Source organism: Sulfurimonas sp., from assembly GCF_023229105.1.
In the GTDB taxonomy this organism is placed as follows: Bacteria; Campylobacterota; Campylobacteria; order Campylobacterales; family Sulfurimonadaceae; genus Sulfurimonas.
In genome coordinates this window covers 1-20,318 of record NZ_JALNZY010000013.1, presented here as the reverse complement: position 1 = coordinate 20,318, position 20,318 = coordinate 1, and the positions used below count along the sequence as shown (strand labels likewise).

Genomic DNA, 20,318 nt, shown 5'->3' with positions numbered 1-20,318 from the left:
ACAATACAACATTCAGACCTGCTCCACTCTCCGTTTGCTAGAACTGGTTTGATGCTAGAGAAAGGAAATTATTTTCATCCGCTTCTTTGGACATTCCCAATTTATGCAGTTATTGGTTTATTAAGGTTGCTAGTTAGTTTTCTGCTTCGCTTAAAAAACAGAGCAGCCTAATCTATCTCTAGGCATACTTTGTATGTTTTAAAATTTGTATTTAGCACCAATGTAGTAATATGATTTTTGCAAAGCACCGAGCTGCTCGGGAATTGTTTTATCAAATACATTGTCCACTCCGGCAAACAAATCTATATTTTTAAAACTATCTTTTTGCATTACTTTTATATTTGTAATAGCATAACCTGCTACATCTCCATCCGTATCTACTTGTTTACCTGTATATTTTGTAACACTTCTTAATTCAAGTTTTGGTATAGGAAAGTAGCTGATTGTCATGCTTGCAAGTTCCTCTGGAGTTCTAAGCAACTTACTGTCGTCTGATTCATCCCTGGCATCTATAGAGATATATGTAAATTTTGTGATAAGTTCATTTATAGGATAAAGTGATAAATTGATTTCATACCCCTTGGTTTGAGTTTCATCAATATTTATATAGGTTGTGTATGTAAGAATGCTAGGATCTTTACTTATTCTGTCATATATTTTAGTGTCAAAAACAGATAATTCTAAATTATAAATTTTACCGCTATTGACAATACCTATCTCTATAGTTTTACTAGTTTCAGACATTAATTCCCAAGCCTCATCTTTTAAACCGGGAACAATTACTTTAGAACCCAATAGATGTTTTCCTATAGCCGTTACTTGATTTATATAAAGCTCTTCATCACTTGGACTTCTAAATCCCTCCGAGTAGTTTGCTTTTAATTTTGTATTTTTGTACACATCATATACCCCGCCAAAACTCATGGAAGTAGCACTCTCGCCATTAGAGTCTTTGTCATATCTTGCCCCATAAACAAAATTTAGCATCTCAATCGGTCTATATTCATGCTGTATAAATGCTCCTGAGTATCTTCTATCATCTACACTATACCCTGTTGCTGTCCTGTTAACTGTTCTATGTTCGCCACCAATTGAAATTCTATTGTCTTTTGAAAATTTATATGTGCCTAGTAAGTCATGGTTTACATATCTTGTAACAGACTCATCAACCCCATAAGCTGAGTCCTCTTTTGAGTTATATCCTAACTCCTCCCAAAAGCTAGTATATAATTTTTTATCCTTTTCATATTTTGAATAAGCTATGGTATATGCAAGGTCAAGATTTTCAGAGGGCGTAAATAAGAATCCTGTACTTGCAGTTACTCTTCTGTTCTCATCATGCTGATCTGCGGCAAGATTATTTACGATTACTGTTTTGCCATTTGATTTATAGTTGCTGGCATAGGACACGATGGTATCATTTTCTTTTTTCTCCTTAAGATAACTTAAATCTAAATCTATCTTAAAGTAATCGTTAAACTTATAGGTAACTCCACCGCTCACACTTTTTGTCTCTAATTTTTCTTGATAATCTTTTTTAAATTCTGCCGTATCGGGCAAATTCTTAAGATTTGTTGCTCCCAAAGGTCCTGTAAGACTTGAGGGAGCAACCAAGCTAACTCCCTGTTTTACGAATAAATCCGTTATTTTGTTCTTTGCATAAGAATCTCTTTTTAAATAACTTGAGAAAAGTCTAACTGACAAGTTTTCTTTGTTTACAAATATATTTACATCTGAAGCATTTTTACTTTTTGCATGTGTAACTTGTACATCCCCGGCAAAAGCATCACTGCTTTTTTTAGTAATAATATTTACGACTCCTCCCATAGCATCACTTCCATAGAGTAAACTAGAACTTCCTTTTACTATCTCTATTCTCTCTACCATACCTGCAGGAAGTCTTCCGATATCTGTGAAGCTTCCATTTATTCTTTTACCGTCCATAAGGTAGAGTGTATCATCGGGCTTCATGCCTCGTATGCTAATTCTTTGTTCATTTGCACCAGAGGTCATGATGGAAATCCCGCCATCATTTATCAAAATATCAGCTATGCTTGTCGCACCGCTATTTTCAATTTCATCTTGTGTAATTACACTCATTTGCATCGGTAAATCTGCAAGTTTACTGTATGTTTTTGTGCCGCTTACAACCACTTGATCTAAATCGTATGTCTCGTTTGCCATAAGAAGTGACGATACAATTAAGCTTATTCTTAAAAAATTATTTATTTTCAACTTAATCTCCCTTTTATAATAAAAATTAAATTATTATTGCAAAAGAGTGTTACAAATGTGTTAATTTAGGATTATTTATTAGAAAAAATGAATAATGTAAAAAAGGTGCTATATTACTCAGCACCCTCTTAAAAAGATTATCTATTTTTGTGCTGTATTTAATTTAATAAGCGCATCTGCACTTTGAGCTATCTCTTGTGAAGTCATTGATACCATTTTTGTTTTCAATGCGAACTTCTCTTCCATGCTCAAAGAACACATTTTTGCTTCTAGCGCATCTTTTCTCTCAGGAGTAAGCGCTTGCATTTTTTCTTCTAGTTCTGCGATTTTTTCTGGTGTTGTAGAAAGTATAGATGCCTTAAATGCTTGCATTTCCGCCTTTTCTATCGCTCGCTCTTCAGGCGATAGTGCCTGCATTCTAGCTTTCATAGCAGCTTTAAACGCAGGTTTATCCTCAGGTGCAACACCGCCTCTGTGATTTTTTAACTCATGTATTGACATGCCCGAATAATCAACTGCGAAGAGAGTAGCAGCCAACAACGCACTTATAATTATATTTCTCATTTTAAACCTCCATTTTTATAATAGTAGCTATTTATTGTGAAGTGTTTGTGAAATTGTATTTATTTTAGCGTAGAAAAAAATTATTTGTTTGATTTTAGAATGGGGAGTTAGATTTTTAGATGCAGTAGACAATACTACTCTCCATAGTGGAGAGCAGTATTTAAAACAGATTAACCGTTTCTCTTTTTGATAATCTCTTCAGATACATTTTTTGGAACTTCTTCATAGTGATCAAATTCCATAGAGTATGTTGCACGTCCTTGAGTAGCAGAACGAAGGTCAGTTGAGTAACCAAACATCTCAGCAAGTGGAACGAATGCATCAACAATTTTGTTTCCGCTTCTATCGCTCATTGCGTTGATTTGTCCACGACGACGGTTAAGGTCACCGATAACATCACCCATGTAATCTTCTGGAACTTCAACTTCAACTTTCATCATTGGCTCTAAAATTGAAGGACTTGCTTTTCTACAACCCTCTTTAAAGCCCATTGAAGCAGCAAGTTTAAATGCCATCTCATTTGAATCCACTTCATGGTATGAACCATCATAAAGTGTAATTTCAATATCTTCCATCGGGTAGCCTGCAAGAACGCCATTAGACATAGTTTCAGCACAACCTTTTTCAACTGCAGGGATATACTCTTTTGGAATTACCCCACCCTTGATTTCATTGTGAAATACAAAACCTGTACCAGCCTCGCCCGGCTTGATTCTAAGGTAAACATGACCAAAAGCACCGCGTCCACCAGATTGCTTAGCGTATTTGTACTCTTGTTCAACTTCTTTTTTGATAGTTTCGCGGTAAGAAACTTGTGGCGCACCAACTTCAGCTTCTACCTTAAACTCTCTTTTCATACGGTCAACAAGAATTTCAAGGTGCAATTCTCCCATTCCTGAGATAATCGTTTGCCCTGTCTCCTCATCAGTATGAACTTTAAAAGATGGGTCTTCCGCAGCAAGTTTAGCAAGTGCGAGTCCCATTTTTTCTTGATCTGCTTTTGTTTTTGGCTCAACCGCAACAGAGATAACCGGCTCAGGGAATACCATACGCTCTAGTATAACTTTTTCAGATTCTGAACACAAAGTGTCCCCAGTAGTTGTATATTTAAGACCAACAACTGCACCGATTTCACCAGCATAAATCTCTTTAATCTCTTCACGCTTAACCGCATGCATCTTAACGATACGTCCGATACGCTCTTTTTTATCTTTTGTAGAGTTATGAACGAATGAACCGGCTTCAAGTGAACCACGATAAACACGGATAAATGTTAACGTACCAACAAATGGGTCAGTCATAATTTTAAATGCAAGTGATGCAAATGGTCCTTCATCAGACGAGTCAACAACAACTTCAACCTCTTCATCATCCATCATTGTACCGCTAATAGCAGCAACTTCTGTCGGAGCAGGAAGGTAAGCAACAACAGCATCAAGAAGTGTCTGAACGCCTTTGTTTTTAAATGATGTACCACATACCATTGGAACGATATGCATACCGATTGTTGCAGCTTTAATTCCTGCAATAATCTCTTCTTCAGTTAACACTTCACCCTCTAGGTACTTTTCAGCAAGATGCTCGTTACCATCAACTTCAGAGATAGACTCAATCATCTTTTCACGGTATTCATTAGCTTGATCAACTAAAGAAGCACGAATCTCTTGCTCATGGTAGTTAGAGCCCATTTCAGCATCTTTATCCCATACCATCTCTTTCATTCTTACTAAGTCAACAATACCTTCGAAAGCATCTTCATGTCCTATTGGGATTTGAATAGGAACAGGATTACCTTTTAGTCTATCTTCAATCTGTCTCTCAACTTCAAAAAAGTTTGCACCTGTTCTATCCATTTTATTTACATAAACGATAGATGGCACGCCATAACGATTTCTTTGTCTCCAAACAGTCTCAGATTGTGGCTGAACACCGCCAACTGCACAGAAAACCGAAACAGCGCCATCAAGAACACGCATTGAACGTTCAACTTCAATAGTGAAGTCAACGTGGCCCGGAGTATCTATAATATTAATCTGTCTTCCGTCCCATTCACAAGTCGTAGCTGCAGAAGTAATAGTGATTCCGCGCTCTTGCTCTTGTTCCATCCAGTCCATCGTAGCAGCGCCATCATGAACCTCACCGATTTTATGCTCACGCCCTGTATAGAATAAAATTCTCTCAGTTGTTGTAGTTTTTCCTGCATCAATGTGAGCAGCAATACCGATGTTTCTTACGTCTTCTAGTTTATGTGATCTCGCCATAATTTATCCTATTACCAACGATAGTGAGCAAATGCTTTATTTGCTTCAGCCATACGATAAGTATCTTCTTTTTTCTTAAATGCATTACCTTTGTCAGATGACGCATCCATCAATTCATTTGCCAATCTCTCAGCCATTGTTCTCTCGTTTCTTTTACGAGAAGCATCAACTAACCATCTAATAGCTAGTGACAATTGACGTACTGGACGTACTTCTACTGGAACTTGATAAGTAGCACCACCAACACGGCGACTTTTTACTTCAATAATAGGCTTAATATTTTCAATAGCATCGTTAAATGTGTCAATACCTGTTTTTTCGCCACGTGAGCTAATGATATCCATTGCACTGTAAATAATCTTCTCTGCTGTAGATTTTTTACCGTCAAACATGATTTTGTTTATAAATTTCGTTAAAACTTTGCTTCCATAAACTGGATCTGGCATAATTTCACGAACGGGAGCTTTTCTTCTTCTCATTTGTAATTTTCCTTACTTCAATTTTCTCAAATTTACTCAAAACTTCTCCAAAATTTCTTTAGAAACTTTTTGGACGAAAGCCCTGTGCTCGCTTGAACGTATATTATTTTAACTTTTAGTTAAAACTTACTTTTTAACTTTTGCTTTTTTAGTTCCATATTTAGAACGAGCAACAGTACGACCTGTAACACCGGCAGTATCTAATGCACCACGAACAATGTGATACTTAACACCAGGTAAATCTTTGATACGACCACCACGAACAAGAACTATTGAGTGCTCTTGAAGGTTATGACCCTCACCACCGATATAAGAAATAACTTCAAAACCTGAAGTTAAACGAACTTTTGCAACTTTTCTCAAAGCCGAGTTAGGTTTTTTAGGTGTTGTCGTGTAAACACGAGTACAAACACCACGACGCTGTGGACATGATACAAGAGCAGGTGATTTTGATTTTTTAACCACACGTTTACGCTCATTACGTATCAATTGATTGATTGTAGGCATACAATTCCTTTACTTAATTTTTCCAGTAGAATTTAACTCTCTATTTTAGGGAGTTATAGACGCGTGATTATAGTAAAAATATAATAAAAGTTAGCTTATTTTAAGTATTTATTAATATATAGAATTTTATGTGAGAAGTAATAGTAGCTTAGTATTGTACGGTGTAGATTTTTAAAATACAATGCCTCTTGCATAAATGCAAGAGGCATAATTAAAACTTAAAACAAAAGAAATCAGTTTTAGTTATACTCAAAAACAATCTGCTGATCTTTGTATATACCTGTTCCTACAGGGATTGTACGACCTATAATAACATTCTCTTTAAGATCATTTAAGTCATCAACTTTAGCACTTACTGCCGCTTCTGTCAATACTTTAGTAGTATCTTGGAATGATGCAGCTGAGATAATACTATCAGCTGAAACAGCTGCTCTTGTAATACCTACTAAGAAAGGTTCTGCAATTGCAGGACGCCCACCGAGTTTAATTATTTTTTCATTCTCTTGGGCAAACTTAGTTTTAGAGATTAAATCTCCCTCTATAAACTTCGTATCACCTGATTTTACAATTTTTATCTGTCTTAGCATTTGTGTAAAGATTACCTCAATATGCTTATCAGAGATATTAACACCTTGTGAACGGTAAACCTGCTGTACCTCACTTACTAGGTAGTTATAAAGTGCTTTTACCCCCATAATACGTAGAAGTTCATGTGAAGATATGATACCTGTAGTCAATCTCTCTCCCGCATGTACAAAATCACCAGTATTAACAACTGCAGAGTGAGATTTATCAACAAAATACTCTTTAATTATCCCATTTTCTGAGGAAACTATAATTCTAATTTTTCCACGAAGAGGTTTACCAAAACCTACTGTTCCGTCTATTTCAGATATTAGAGCGGTTGCTTTTGGACGACGACCCTCAAAGAGTTCACTAACACGAGGAAGACCCCCTGTAATATCGCTTGATTTTTGAAGAGCTTTTGGTGTTTTTGCAATGATATCTGCTACTTTAACCTTAGCCCCGTCTTGTACATATATAGACGTTTTTGGTTGAAGTTGGTATCTTAAAAGTTCGCCATCTTCACTTGCAAGAACGATTGTCGGTTTATACTCAGTTGAAATATGATCACTTATCATTAAACGAGTTTTACCCGTTAGCTCGTCATACTGCTCTGTTACTGTCGTACCACTGATAATATCTTCAAAATGTACAATACCATTTGTCTCAGATATAATCGGATTAGAGTATGGATCCCACTCTGCAATTACAGTTGACTCATCACTCTTTGGCTTAGCTATTACCGACTTAGAATCTACAATCACATCATCTTCTGCAACGATTACAGATCCACGCGCAATGTAGTGACGCACTGCTTCACGATTATTTTCATCTATAACAGCCGCAAATAGACCTTTTTCTACTACTTCATAACCAGCTTTTAGACCTTCAAATCTCTCTAAATAATCGCCTTTAAGCAGGAAGTATTTCACTACTCCCTCCTCTTTTGCAAAAATCTTTTGCGTTACAGGCGCTCCATTTGCAACTAAAATCTCTGATGCATATGGAATACGGCTTGGAACATTCCAACCGTCTTTAATTGTCTCAACAATAGACTCCGACTCTGCTACCTCTGAACCGCTCTCATACGGGAAGTAATATTTGCCCTCTATTTGACCACCGATGCCGGCCAATTCGTTAGGTTTAGCAATCTTATTTTTACGTAATACGTAACGAACTGTCTCTGCTTTTGACGAGATGCTGATAATAACTTCATCATGAACCGTTTGAATATCAACACGACCAGCAAAAGGAGCTTTGATTTTTGGTTCAACTAATAGCACTGCTGCATTTCTGCGGTTTGCTACTATATTTTTACCCTCTTTTGAAGCATATGTTTTAAGGTTATAGTAACGAATAAAACCCTCTTTTTCGGCAATAACTTGTCTCTCTTGAGCAGTCGAAGATGCTGTTCCTCCAACGTGGAATGTTCTAAGTGTAAGCTGCGTACCAGGCTCGCCGATTGACTGCGCTGCAATAATACCGACAGCTTCACCTCTACGAACGATATATCCTGTTGCAAGGTTTACCCCGTAACATAAAGCACAGATTCCGTTTTCACTCTTACATGTAGTCGGTGTTCTGATATATGCTGTTTTGATACCCGCTTCTGCAATCACTTTTGCACTTACTTCATCAATTAGCGTTCCCTCAGCAAAAAGTATCTCATTGCTTATCGGATCGATAACATCATCTGCTAAAACTCTGCCGTTTAATCTATCTTCAAGAGACTCTATAAGCGTATTTTGATCACTAATATCTGAAATCTCAATACCCTCATGCGTATGGCAGTCATGCTCAACAATCTTAACATTTTGTGCAACATCTACAAGTTTACGAGTCAAGTAGCCGGCATTCGCTGTTTTTAGTGCAGTATCGGCAAGACCTTTTCTAGCACCGTGAGTTGAAATGAAGTATTCGATTACATTAAGACCCTCTTTAAAGTTAGAGATAATCGGAGTTTCAATAATATCACCGCTTGGCTTAGCCATAAGACCACGCATACCAGCTAACTGGCGAATCTGAGCAGCTGAACCACGAGCTCCTGAGTCTGCCATCATGAAAATAGAGTTAAATCCGCTCTTGTCTGTTTGTACCAACTCCATCATCTGAGTTGCTAGAGTATTGTTTGTGTCTGTCCAAACGTCAATAATTTTATTGTATCTCTCTTGTTCTGTTAAAAGACCCGCTTCATACTGCTTTTGAATCTCAAATACTCTATTTTTTGAGTCAGCAATTTTAGCTGCTTTTCCTTCAGGAATTTTAATATCATCAATAGAGATAGAAACTCCAGACTCTGTAGCATGTTTAAAACCTAAATCTTTAAGTCTGTCTAAGAATCCAGCTGTTACCCCAATGCCACCATGTTTTTGAACATAATCAACAAGTTCGTTTATAGCTTTTTTCTTCATAACTCTGTTCCAAAGCTCTGATGGAACAAAATCAGGTAAAATAGCTTTAATAAGCATACGTCCCGCAGTCGTATGGATAATTCTGCCCTCATCTCTGGTTCTAACTTTTGCATGAATATCTAGTGCATCATGCTCAATAGCTATTCTTATTTCATCAACGTTTGCGAAAAGCTTATTTGAACCTTTTACGCTATTTTTCTCTAATGAAATATAGTAGATACCAAGAACCATATCTTGTGAAGGTGTCGCAATCGCTTTTCCTGATGCTGGTAGAAGAATATTCATAGATGCCATCATCAATACTTTAGCTTCCGCAATGGCAGCCGAACCTAGTGGAACGTGTACAGCCATCTGGTCACCGTCAAAATCGGCATTAAATGCAGCACAGACTAGCGGATGAAGCTGAATAGCTTTACCGTCAATCAGCTTAGGATGAAATGCTTGAATTGAGAGTTTATGAAGTGTCGGTGCGCGGTTAAGAAGCACAGGATATCCATCAACTATCTCAGCTAAACACTCCCAAACTTCGTTTGTTTTGTCCTCAATCATCTTCTTTGCAGCTTTAACTGTAGTTGCATAACCTTTATCTTCAAGTTTTGCAATCAAATGCGGCTTAAACAGCTCTAGTGCCATTTTTTTAGGTAATCCACACTGATCCATTGATAAAGATGGTCCTACAACGATTACTGAACGCCCTGAGAAGTCAACACGCTTACCGAGTAAGTTTTGTCTAAAACGACCCTGCTTACCTTTAATAATCTCACTCAAAGATTTAAGTGGACGCTTATTAGCCCCTTTTACTGCATTTGCACGGCGACCGTTGTCAAAGAGAGCATCAACCGACTCTTGAAGCATACGCTTCTCATTTCTAACAATAATCTCCGGTGCTTCAAGCTCCACAAGACGCTTAAGTCTTTGGTTACGGTTGATAACACGACGATAAAGGTCATTTACGTCAGAAACTGCAAACTTACCGCCATCTAAAGATACAAGAGGTCTCAAATCTGGTGGAAGAACAGGCAGTACAGTTAGCATCATCCATGCAGGATTGTTTCCTGAATTTAAAAATGACTCGATAACCTTAAGTCTTTTAGCGATAGTCTTTGTTTTTGCTTCACTTTTTGTAAGTTCAATATCCTCTTTAAGCTGAGTAAACGCATCAACCAAGTCGATAGAATCAAGTAAATCACGAACAACTTCCCCACCCATACGAGCTTTAAAGCCTAATTCACCAAATCTTTGAACCAAAGTACGGTACTGCTCTTCATTAAGTACATCATATTTTAAAACAGGAGTTTTTGCTTCAGCATCATAATATGCTTCCCCGCCTGATTCAACAATATACGCTTCATAATAAAGCACGCGCTCTAAATCTTTCATCTTTATACCTAAAAGGGTACCGATACGTGAAGGTAGGGAGCTTACATACCAGATGTGTGCAACAGGGGTTACAAGCTCTATGTGCCCCATGCGAACACGGCGAACTTTAGTGCTTGTTACTTCAACTCCACACTTCTCACATACAACACCTTTATAGCGCATCTTTTTATATTTGCCACAAAGACACTCATAATCTCTTACAGGTCCAAAAATCTTAGCACAAAAAAGACCGTCACGCTCAGGCTTAAGCGTACGGTAGTTGATAGTTTCAGGTTTTTTTACTTCCCCATGACTCCATGATAAGATTTTATCAGGAGCAGCTAAGCGAAACTGTATCTGCTTTATATCAGTCGGTCTTTTATCTTCAGTTACTTCAATAGCTACTAATTTACTCATTATCTTCTACCTCGTCAAATATTTCTACATCAAGAGCTAATGCTTGTAACTCTTTTGTCAATACAAATAGAGTCTCAGGAATACCCGATTCCGGAATTAACTCACCTTTTGTAATCGCTTTATATGCACGGACACGTCCATCAACATCATCAGATTTGATAGTTAACATCTCTTTTAGAACCGCGCTAGCGCCGTATGCTTCAAGTGCCCAAACTTCCATCTCTCCAAATCTTTGTCCCCCAAAGAGTGCTTTACCACCGACAGGTTGTTGTGTTACTAGCGAGTATGGTCCAGTTGAGCGCGCATGAATTTTCTCATCAACAAGGTGATGAAGCTTAAGAATATACATGTAACCGACATTTACGCGCTCTTTTATCTTCTCGCCGGTTAGACCGTTATGAAGTACAGTTTTACCGTCTGTGCTCATCTTAGCAAGTTTAAAAATTTTCTCGAACTCTTCTGAATTTACACCTTCAAAAATCGGAGATGCAAACCTAACGCCCTTTGACCAGTCACGTGCGTAATGAAGCAGTTCCTCATCACTCATTTTGCCAAGAACTTCTTTTGCATTCATCATACGCGCAACATCAGAAATTTCAATCATTTTAGCACGGATATTTTGGATAAAATCTTTTTGTTTAGACTCAAACTCTTTTGTTATTTGATGTCCAAGCTCACGACCTGCCATACCTAAGTGCATCTCTAAAATTTGCCCTATATTCATACGAGAAGGAACACCTAGCGGATTTAGACAAACATCTACTCCTCTTCCATCTTCCATATACGGCATATCTACCTCTGGAACGATAATAGAGACGATACCTTTATTTCCATGGCGTCCTGCCATCTTATCGCCGACTTTTAACTGACGTTTTGTTGCTATATAAATTTTTACTTGTTTTACAACGCCGTTTGGCAAAATATCATCTTTTTCTAAGATGTTTAACTTCTCTTCATGCTCATCACGGAAGAGTCTCTTCTCTTTTTGGAAGTAGTTTTTCGTTTTATTGTATTCTGACTGAATCTCTTCACTAAAAGATTTTATAATAGCATTCATAGCAAAACGATTCACTTCAATTAAATCTTTGCCATCTATTATATCACCCGCTTTATAGCTACTGTTTCCAATTTTAATATCTGCTAAAAGAGCCTCTCTAGTTAAAAGCTTTGTTACACGAAGCATCTCCTCTTTATCTATCATAAGAAGTCTGTCATAGTGCTCACGCTCTAAATAATCTCGCTCCTCTTTTTCAAGTTCGAGTGCGCGCGCATCCTTGTCATAACCTTTTTTTGTAAAGATTTTAACATCAACGACAACACCCTCCATGCTTGGAGGACAATATAGTGATTTGTTGATTACATGTCCAGCTTTTTCGCCAAAAATTGCGCGAAGAAGTCTCTCCTCTGGAGTAGGTTTTACTTCACCTTTTGGAGAAACTTTACCTACTAGAATCATACCACCCGTAACATTTGTACCGATTTTAACAATACCGCTGTCATCTAAGTGAGAGAGTTCATCGTCTCTTACATTTGGAATATCACGAGTAATCTCTTCTACCCCATGCTTTAGCTCTCTTGCTTCAACCTCTTTTTCGTAAATATGAACAGAAGTAAATGCATCTTTACGGATAAGTCTTTCTGAGATTACGATAGCATCCTCAAAGTTATAACCGTTCCAAGGCATAAAGGCAACCATAGCATTTACACCAAGAGCAAGCTCTCCTTGATCCATATTTGGACCATCTGCAATTATTTGATTAGTCTCAACTCTCTGTCCAACCTTTACAATCGGTTTTTGCTCAAACGCAGTGTTTTGGTTTGTGCGAAGATTTTTTTGTAATGGATAGTAATCTATATAGATTTCTCCTTCATCGTCGCCCATAATGTAAATGTGCTTTCCATCTACTTTTTCTACAATACCTGAACGTCTAGCTTTAATACACTCCCAAGAGTCACGTGCAACAAGCTTCTCTACCCCTGTTCCAACTATCGGTGCTTCACACTTAATAAGTGGCACTGCCTGACGTTGCATGTTTGAACCCATAAGCGCACGGTTTGCATCATTATGCTCTAAAAATGGAATGAGTGATGCTGCAACACCAACAACCATATGAGATGAGAGATCGGCATATTCACACTCAATTGCTGGACGATGTAATATTTCACCATCTACTCTAGTTACTACTAACTTATCTATAAATTGACCATTTTCATCAAGTTTATTAGATGCTGCTGCAATCTTTTTGCCCTCTTCTTGAGTTGCTGTAAGATAGACAACCTCATTAAGAATTTTTCCATCTTTCATAACTTTATAAGGAGCTTCAATAAAACCATGCTCATTTACTTTTGAGTAAGTTGCAAGAGTATTGATAAGACCGATATTTTGACCCTCTGGAGTCTCAATCGGACAAATTCTACCGTAGTGAGTCGGGTGAACGTCACGCACTTCAAATCCTGCACGCTCTTTAACGAGACCGCCTTCACCAAGTGCTGATAAACGGCGCTTGTGCGTTACTTCTGAGAGTGGATTTGTTTGATCCATAAACTGTGAAAGCTGTCCGCCTGAGAAAAACTCCATAATTGTTGATGTAATCATCTTTGAGTTAATCAAATCGTGTGGCATAAGCTCATTCATCGGTCCGCTCATAGTCGAGAGCTTATCACGAATAGCTTTTTGCATTTTAATCAAACCATTGTGTAGCTCATTTCCTAAAAGCTCTCCGATGGAACGGATACGACGATTGCCTAGGTGATCTCTATCATCAATATGACCTAGACCGTTTTTAACTTTAATAACATATTTTACAGATTCTATAATATCTTCATGTGTTAAAACAGTCACATATTCAGGAATATTAAGCCCTAATTTATGATTCATTTTCATACGACCAACTTTTGTCAAGTCATATCTCTCAGGATCAAAGAAAAGCTGATTTACAAATATCTTTGCAGCTTCTTTAGTTACAGGCTCGCCCGGTCTCATTACTTTATAGATACGAATAGCAGAGAGATCATTTTCATCTTCAATATTTTCAGTCTGTTTTAGTAGTTTTAAAGAATCCGCATCAGCATTAAAAGCATTAATTATTGAGCCATCTACACCATCAGCTAAATCATTTGCGATACTAAAGTTTTTTATGCCGGCTTCGCTCATTTTCTTAAGCTTGTTTTCATCAATACGAGCCATAGCTTCAAAAAGCACTTCACCTGTCTCAGGATCAATAATTGGTTTAGCCAAATAGCGGTCAAGCAATACTTCAAGAGGGTATTCTACCTCTTTAAGTCCATCTTCAATAAATTTTTGCGATCTTTTAACTGAGAGTCTTTTACCTGAAGCTAAAAGAATATTCCCCTCTTTATCAATCAAATCGTAAGTCAATCTTGCTGAATAGTCTTTTGGATTAAAAGACATTAAAAATTTGTTATCTACTATGCTTATGTTTTGGATCGGGTAAAAAAGTTTCAAGATATCTTGTTTAGAGTATCCAAGTGCACGAAACATAATAGTTACCGGAACTTTACGACGCTTATTAATTCTCATATAAAGTATATCTTTAGGATCATATTCAAAATAGAGCCATGAGCCGCGATCTGGAATTATTTGACCTGTATAGATAAGCTTGTTGCCAGAAGTAGTTGACTCTTCTTCTTTAAAAATTACACCCGGAGAACGATGAAGTTGATTTACAACAACTCTCTCAACACCATTTATAATAAATGATGTTCTATCAGTCATCAAAGGAATATCACGAACAAAAATACTTTGCTCTTTAATATCTTTAACGCCTAACTTCTCTTTTGTATTTTCATCTCTGTCCCAAAGAATAAGACGTGTTTTCATTCTTAAGCTTACTGCATAAGTAAGTCCGCGCTCCATACACTCTCTAACTGTGTACTTTGGCTTGCCTACTTCACTGCCGATATACTCAACTGTTAATCTATTTTGAGAATCATGAATTGGAAAAACTGACTGAAATACTGTCTCTACACCGCTTTGCGCTCTATCTTTTTCATCAAGCATTAAGAACTTGCCATATGAGCTTTGCTGTAGTTGTAATAGGTTTGGTACTTCTATCTGTTGAGGAGTTTTTGAGAAGTCTACACGAAGACGGTTTCCGGAATATAAAGTGTTTAACATTGGCTACCTCGATGAGTTTGTATTTAAGGCTTAATCAGTAAGATTAAGGTATCGTATCTAGGCGTCCCTAGATGATTTTTTAGCTCAAAAATAAGAGCTTTGGTTATAGTGCTTATTAACGACATAAGGGCACTTTTACGAAGAGATAAAAATCCACTCGTAAAAGCGCCCAAAAATGAGATGCTAAAGAGAAAATCTCTCTTTAGCATCTCTTAAGTAGTAATTATTTAACTTCTACTTTTGCACCAGCTTCTTCAAGTTGCTTTTTAGCATCCATAGCTGTATCTTTATCTACGCCTTCTTTGATAGTTGACGGTAAGTTTTCACTTGCTTCTTTAGCCTCTTTTAGACCTAAACCTGTAAGAGCACGAATAACTTTAATTACGTTAATTTTCTTATCGCCTGAATCAGTAATGATAACATTAAATTCTGTTTGCTCTTCAGCAGCAGCTCCAGCAGCTACAGCTCCACCAGCTACAGCAACAGGTTGCGCAGACACACCAAATTTCTCTTCAAACTCTTTTACTAACTCAGAAAGTTCTAATACAGAAAGTCCTGAGATAAACTCTAATACATCTTCTTTAGTTATAGCCATAATATAGCTCCTTATTTTTTATATTTATAAAATGAAGAAAAATCTTCATCTGTTTTTAACGATTTTAGAAGCTATTATGCTTCCTCTTTTTTTTGTCTTAACGCATCAAGTCCAATTGTAAAACATGTAATAGGTGCCATCCAAGTAGCAGCAAGCATAGCAAGAAGCTCTTCGCGACCAGGAAGTTTTGCGAATGCTTCAACTTTAGCAGCATCAGCAGGCTCACGGTCAACATAAGCAGATTTAATTACAAATTTATCGTTGTCTTTAGCAAAATCAGCAACTATCTTAGAAGTAGCAACTGAATCACCGCCCCATACTAAAATATTAGTATCTTTTAGCGTAACACCCGTAAGTTCAGCATTGCTTAGTGCAATCATTGCTAAAGTGTTTTTAACAACTTGAACCTTCGCGTCTTTTGCACGAGCAGCTTTTCTTAAACCTTCAAGCTTAGAAACGCCCAAACCTTTGTAATCACAAAAGATTACACTTTGAGCATCTTTAAATTCATTTGAAAGCACTTCAATAATTTCAGCTTTTTGTGTTTTTGTCATAGAATATCTCCTTTCCAGACAATACTTCAACAGGCTTGCTAATTGTTTAAATTAGCATATTAAGCTTTCGCTCCTATATCTTCAGTCCATAAAATGCAGTTACTAAAGCAGTAACTTGATAGTGCTTTACGAATAAAGCACTAAAAATTACTATCTATTTAATTTCAGCCAATTGCATTACATCAAGTTTAATAGCAGGACTCATAGTTAAACTAAGAGCTGCATTTTTAATATAACGACCTTTTGCAGAAGAGGGCTTATGCTTATTTATAGCTCTTACAAAAGATGATAAATTTTCTGCAAGTTTGTCAGCATCAAAACTTGCTTTGCCGATACCGGCATGAATATTTCCTTTTTTATCAACACGGAAATTTACTTGACCACCTTTAACATTTTTAACAGCAGTTGCAACATCTGGAGTTACAGTACCTGTTTTAGGGTTCGGCATCATACCTTTTGGCCCTAAAATACGACCGATTTGACCAACAAGTCCCATACAATCAGGTGCAGCTACAACTATATCAAAGTTAAAAATTCCATCTTTGATTTGTTGTACTAAATCATCAGTACCAACGATATCTGCTCCAGCTGCTTTAGCTTCATCAGCTTTAACACCTTTAGCAAAAACAGCAACACGAACAGTTTTACCTGTTCCATGAGGAAGAACTATTGCACCACGAATCATCTGATCTGCGTGTCTTGGATCTACATTTAGGTTTAATGCAACTTCAACAGTCTCGTCAAATTTTGCACTTACTAGATTTTTAACTTCTACTGATGCTTCATCAACACTATATCTTTTTGTAGCATCAATTTTTTCTATTAATTGTTTATATCTTTTACTCATTATGAAATTCTCCTATGAAATTCTGCCACAAAATTTACTATCACTGTGGTCGATGATATTTTCTTTTTAATCTATTACTTCTATACCGATTGAACGCGCAGAACCGGCAACAATATTGGCAGCCATCACTTTATCATCAGTATTTAAGTCTTCAATTTTTCTATCTACAACTTCCATTAACTGTGCACGAGTAATCTTTGCGATTTTGTTTTTAAGTGCATTGTCTGAGCCTTTTTTAACTCCGGCTGCATTCATTAAAAGCGCTGATACAGGTGGTTGTTTTGTGATAAAAGTAAAACTTTTATCAGTATAAACAGTTATAATAACAGGAACTTTAAATCCCATTTTATCTTTTGTCTTTTCATTAAATGCTTTAGTAAACTCCATGATGTTAACACCACGTTGTCCTAAAGCTGGTCCTACTGGAGGTGCAGGTGTTGCTTTACCAGCTTCAATCTGTAGCTTAATATAGCCTAATATTTTTTTTGCCATCTTTTTTCCTTTTTATTATTTTACTTAACGCAATCTGAACAGAGTCCAGTTTGCTACGCTAACGCTAAGTTTTCTTCAGCAGAATGCTCGCGCGACTAGTCGCTTTAAACTACGCTAACATTAAACTTTTATAAAAAAATCTAAAGTTAGCGTAGCTTATTGCTAATTAAATTATTTTTTCAACTTGGGTATAAGAGATATCAACCGGAGTTGCTCTACCAAAAATTGAAACGTTAAGTTTTAGAGTTCCGTGCTCTAAATCATACTCATCCACAGTTGCCGTAAAGTTTGCAAACGGTCCGTCAATAATACGTACCATCTCCCCACTATCAAAAAATATCTTTGGCTTAGGTGCCGCTCGGTTTTGCACACGATCTAATATTACATTGATATCATGTTCGCTTAACGGTGTTGGCGTATTTGCCTCGCCGATAAATCCAGACACCTTCGGAATACTCTGGATAAGATGCTGTATCTCCGTGCTTAAATCTATTCTTGCAAAAACATAACCTGAGTACAGAGATCTCTCAGATATTTTTTTCTTACCCTCTTTTACTTCTATGACATCTTCGGTAGGAACTATAACATCTGTTATTTTGTCCTGTAACCCCATCTCTTCAATTATATTTAAAATTGCTAAGCGAACCGTTCTCTCATTTCCATATGTCTGTATAGAGTACCACTGATGATTACTTTTTTTTTCCTCCACTGCTACTCCTTATCCTAAGATTGCTGACATAACCGACGACATAATTAAATCAATCAGTGCTAAAAAGGCAGCTATAACAGCAACAACTATTACAACTGAAATATAAGCTTGCTTTACTTGACCTTTTGTAGGAAAAATAACTTTACTTAGCTCTATTTTTGCGTTTTTAATAAGTGTACTTAAATTCATTTAACTTTCCTAATAGTCATTAATTACAGATAAAGCCCTATAGCTTTACAAATAATCAATGTGGCAGGCGTAGAGAGATTCGAACTCCCAACACCCGGATTTGGAATCCGGTGCTCTAACCGTTGGAGCTACACGCCTATCTTAAAACAAAAAGCTAAGTCAAAAAGACTTAAGCTTCATTGCAACTATATTAGAGTTTCATCTCTTTGTGAACAGTATGCTCACGACAAAACTTACAATATTTTTTTACTGAAAATTTTTCAGTATGAGTTTTTTTGTTTTTGGTTGTGTGATAGTTACGACGAGTACACTTTTCACATCCTAAATGTATTGCTTCTCTCATGTTATTAACCTTTTATTGGATTTTGCATACCGCCAAAAGGCGAATTATGCAAGAATCTCAGCTACAACACCAGCACCAACAGTACGTCCACCCTCACGGATAGCGAACTTAGTACCTTTTTCCATAGCGATTGGGTGGATTAGCTCAACAGTAATACTTACGTTGTCACCTGGCATAACCATCTCAGTACCTTCTGGTAATGAAATTGCACCTGTAACGTCTGTAGTACGAACATAGAACTGTGGACGATAGTTAGTAAAGAACGGAGTATGACGTCCACCCTCTTCTTTGCTTAGTACATAGATCTCAGCTGAAAACTTAGTGTGAGGGTTAATCGTACCTGGCTTACAAAGTACTTGACCACGCTCAACATCATCTTTACCGATACCACGAACAAGAACACCACAGTTATCTCCTGCTTCGCCTTGATCCATCTCTTTACGAAACATCTCAATACCAGTAACAGTAGTTTTTTGAGTATCACGAATACCTACGATTTCAATAGTATCACCAATTTTAACGATACCACGCTCAATACGACCTGTAACAACTGTTCCACGTCCAGAGATTGAGAAAACATCCTCAACTGGCATTAAGAAATCTTTGTCAGTTTCACGAGTTGGCTCAGGAATATACTCATCAACTGTTTTCATAAGTTGTTGAATTTTAGCTGACCATGGTCCAAGAGTGCCAGTTTTTGCTTCTTCAAGAGCTCTAAGAGCTGATCCAGCCGTGATTGGAGTATCATCACCTGGGAAGTCATAAGTGTCAAGAAGTTCACGAATTTCCATCTCAACTAACTCTAATAACTCTTCATCATCAACCATATCTTCTTTATTCATGAAAACAACTAGGTATGGAACGCCTACTTGCTTAGAAAGAAGAATATGCTCACGTGTTTGTGGCATTGGACCATCAGCTGCAGAAACAACTAAAATAGCACCATCCATTTGTGCAGCACCCGTAATCATGTTTTTAACATAATCGGCGTGACCTGGGCAGTCAACGTGTGCATAGTGACGATTATTTGTTTCATACTCTACGTGTGAAGTTGCAATTGTAATACCACGCTCACGCTCTTCAGGAGCATTGTCAATTGCATCATAATCCATCATTTTTGCACCGTTAGTTACTGCTAATACTGCAGTAATTGCAGCTGTCAATGTTGTTTTACCATGATCTACGTGACCAATAGTTCCAATGTTTACGTGCGGTTTATTACGCGAAAACTTTTCTTTTGCCATAGTGTCCTCCGACTTAATTTGTGAATAGAAATGGAATTATACCCAAAAATTATTCAATTATTGCTTAAACTTTATCTATACCTTATCTTATGGAGCTCACGAGCGGATTTGAACCGCCGACCTCTTCCTTACCAAGGAAGTGCTCTACCCCTGAGCCACGAGAGCATAGTAATAGTAAACAAAGCAATAATTGCATAATTCTTTTAAATATCAGTTATTTTTGTGTAGATAGCTATGTAAATATATACATTTATTAAATATATCAACATAATATGAAGTAGGTTGAATTTGTACTTCAGCTTCCAGAATGTTCAATGGAGCGGGTGAAGGGACTCGAACCCTCGACCCTCAGCTTGGAAGGCTGACGCTCTAGCCAACTGAGCTACGCCCGCATGTGCCATTGAAATGGT

General features: G+C 37.1%; 15 protein-coding genes and 3 tRNA genes. All 18 read right to left on the bottom strand.

Annotated features, from left to right (window positions below):
* Positions 1-198: 198 nt before the first annotated feature.
* Positions 199-2,235, bottom strand: coding sequence for a TonB-dependent receptor (locus tag M0Q17_RS03150; RefSeq protein WP_295083200.1), 2,037 nt, complete (start codon positions 2,233-2,235; stop codon positions 199-201).
* A 141-nt stretch (positions 2,236-2,376) separates the two neighbouring features.
* The gene (locus M0Q17_RS03145; protein ID WP_295083198.1) at positions 2,377-2,799 is read right to left on the bottom strand and encodes a DUF1104 domain-containing protein; all 423 of its coding nucleotides are present in this window, start codon (positions 2,797-2,799) and stop codon (positions 2,377-2,379) included.
* Between the two features lie 170 nt (positions 2,800-2,969).
* Positions 2,970-5,060, bottom strand: a complete 2,091-nt coding sequence (fusA, locus tag M0Q17_RS03140; protein WP_295083196.1) for an elongation factor G — start codon at positions 5,058-5,060, stop codon at positions 2,970-2,972.
* A gap of 11 nt (positions 5,061-5,071) precedes the next feature.
* On the bottom strand, positions 5,072-5,539 hold the full coding sequence (gene rpsG, locus M0Q17_RS03135) for a 30S ribosomal protein S7 (RefSeq protein ID WP_295083194.1): 468 nt from the start codon (positions 5,537-5,539) through the stop codon (positions 5,072-5,074).
* A 126-nt stretch (positions 5,540-5,665) separates the two neighbouring features.
* Positions 5,666-6,046 (bottom strand): 30S ribosomal protein S12, encoded by a 381-nt coding sequence (gene rpsL / locus M0Q17_RS03130; protein ID WP_295083192.1) that lies wholly within the window; start codon positions 6,044-6,046, stop codon positions 5,666-5,668.
* Between the two features lie 239 nt (positions 6,047-6,285).
* Positions 6,286-10,797, bottom strand: coding sequence for a DNA-directed RNA polymerase subunit beta' (gene rpoC / locus M0Q17_RS03125; RefSeq protein WP_295083190.1), 4,512 nt, complete (start codon positions 10,795-10,797; stop codon positions 6,286-6,288).
* Positions 10,790-14,935, bottom strand: a complete 4,146-nt coding sequence (gene rpoB, locus M0Q17_RS03120) for a DNA-directed RNA polymerase subunit beta (RefSeq protein ID WP_295083189.1) — start codon at positions 14,933-14,935, stop codon at positions 10,790-10,792. The genes rpoC and rpoB overlap by 8 nt, the downstream gene beginning before the upstream one ends.
* A gap of 223 nt (positions 14,936-15,158) precedes the next feature.
* Positions 15,159-15,530 carry a 50S ribosomal protein L7/L12 gene (rplL, locus tag M0Q17_RS03115; protein ID WP_295083187.1) on the bottom strand — a complete coding sequence of 124 codons (372 nt, stop codon included), beginning with the start codon at positions 15,528-15,530 and terminating at the stop codon, positions 15,159-15,161.
* A 74-nt stretch (positions 15,531-15,604) separates the two neighbouring features.
* The gene (rplJ, locus tag M0Q17_RS03110; RefSeq protein WP_295083185.1) at positions 15,605-16,084 is read right to left on the bottom strand and encodes a 50S ribosomal protein L10; all 480 of its coding nucleotides are present in this window, start codon (positions 16,082-16,084) and stop codon (positions 15,605-15,607) included.
* A gap of 154 nt (positions 16,085-16,238) precedes the next feature.
* Entirely contained in the window at positions 16,239-16,931 is a 693-nt protein-coding gene (rplA, locus tag M0Q17_RS03105) for a 50S ribosomal protein L1 (RefSeq protein ID WP_295083183.1), read from the bottom strand.
* A 66-nt stretch (positions 16,932-16,997) separates the two neighbouring features.
* Complete coding sequence (gene rplK / locus M0Q17_RS03100) at positions 16,998-17,423, bottom strand: 50S ribosomal protein L11 (protein WP_295083181.1); 426 nt, start codon at positions 17,421-17,423, stop codon at positions 16,998-17,000.
* A gap of 166 nt (positions 17,424-17,589) precedes the next feature.
* Entirely contained in the window at positions 17,590-18,132 is a 543-nt protein-coding gene (gene nusG, locus M0Q17_RS03095) for a transcription termination/antitermination protein NusG (RefSeq protein ID WP_295083179.1), read from the bottom strand.
* 9 nt (positions 18,133-18,141) lie between these two features.
* Entirely contained in the window at positions 18,142-18,321 is a 180-nt protein-coding gene (gene secE, locus M0Q17_RS03090; protein ID WP_295083177.1) for a preprotein translocase subunit SecE, read from the bottom strand.
* 61 nt (positions 18,322-18,382) lie between these two features.
* Positions 18,383-18,459: transfer RNA gene (locus M0Q17_RS03085), tRNA-Trp, on the bottom strand.
* A 52-nt stretch (positions 18,460-18,511) separates the two neighbouring features.
* The gene (gene rpmG / locus M0Q17_RS03080; protein WP_137011688.1) at positions 18,512-18,664 is read right to left on the bottom strand and encodes a 50S ribosomal protein L33; all 153 of its coding nucleotides are present in this window, start codon (positions 18,662-18,664) and stop codon (positions 18,512-18,514) included.
* Between the two features lie 44 nt (positions 18,665-18,708).
* Complete coding sequence (tuf, locus tag M0Q17_RS03075; RefSeq protein WP_295083175.1) at positions 18,709-19,908, bottom strand: elongation factor Tu; 1,200 nt, start codon at positions 19,906-19,908, stop codon at positions 18,709-18,711.
* A 90-nt stretch (positions 19,909-19,998) separates the two neighbouring features.
* Positions 19,999-20,073, bottom strand: a tRNA-Thr gene (locus tag M0Q17_RS03070).
* Between the two features lie 150 nt (positions 20,074-20,223).
* A tRNA-Gly gene (locus tag M0Q17_RS03065) sits at positions 20,224-20,300 on the bottom strand.
* Between the last annotated feature and the right edge of the window lie 18 nt (positions 20,301-20,318).

What these genes read in the sequence shown, in the direction of transcription:
- rplA (WP_295083183.1), bottom strand. Translation starts at nt 16,931, where the DNA reads ATGAGTAAAAGATATAAACAATTAATAGAAAAAATTGATGCTACAAAA.
- rplK (WP_295083181.1), bottom strand. Translation starts at nt 17,423, where the DNA reads ATGGCAAAAAAAATATTAGGCTATATTAAGCTACAGATTGAAGCTGGT.
- rpsG (WP_295083194.1), bottom strand. Translation starts at nt 5,539, where the DNA reads ATGAGAAGAAGAAAAGCTCCCGTTCGTGAAATTATGCCAGATCCAGTT.
- M0Q17_RS03145 (WP_295083198.1), bottom strand. Translation starts at nt 2,799, where the DNA reads ATGAGAAATATAATTATAAGTGCGTTGTTGGCTGCTACTCTCTTCGCA.
- rpoB (WP_295083189.1), bottom strand. Translation starts at nt 14,935, where the DNA reads ATGTTAAACACTTTATATTCCGGAAACCGTCTTCGTGTAGACTTCTCA.
- rplL (WP_295083187.1), bottom strand. Translation starts at nt 15,530, where the DNA reads ATGGCTATAACTAAAGAAGATGTATTAGAGTTTATCTCAGGACTTTCT.
- rplJ (WP_295083185.1), bottom strand. Translation starts at nt 16,084, where the DNA reads ATGACAAAAACACAAAAAGCTGAAATTATTGAAGTGCTTTCAAATGAA.
- rpoC (WP_295083190.1), bottom strand. Translation starts at nt 10,797, where the DNA reads ATGAGTAAATTAGTAGCTATTGAAGTAACTGAAGATAAAAGACCGACT.
- tuf (WP_295083175.1), bottom strand. Translation starts at nt 19,908, where the DNA reads ATGGCAAAAGAAAAGTTTTCGCGTAATAAACCGCACGTAAACATTGGA.
- rpmG (WP_137011688.1), bottom strand. Translation starts at nt 18,664, where the DNA reads ATGAGAGAAGCAATACATTTAGGATGTGAAAAGTGTACTCGTCGTAAC.
- secE (WP_295083177.1), bottom strand. Translation starts at nt 18,321, where the DNA reads ATGAATTTAAGTACACTTATTAAAAACGCAAAAATAGAGCTAAGTAAA.
- rpsL (WP_295083192.1), bottom strand. Translation starts at nt 6,046, where the DNA reads ATGCCTACAATCAATCAATTGATACGTAATGAGCGTAAACGTGTGGTT.
- fusA (WP_295083196.1), bottom strand. Translation starts at nt 5,060, where the DNA reads ATGGCGAGATCACATAAACTAGAAGACGTAAGAAACATCGGTATTGCT.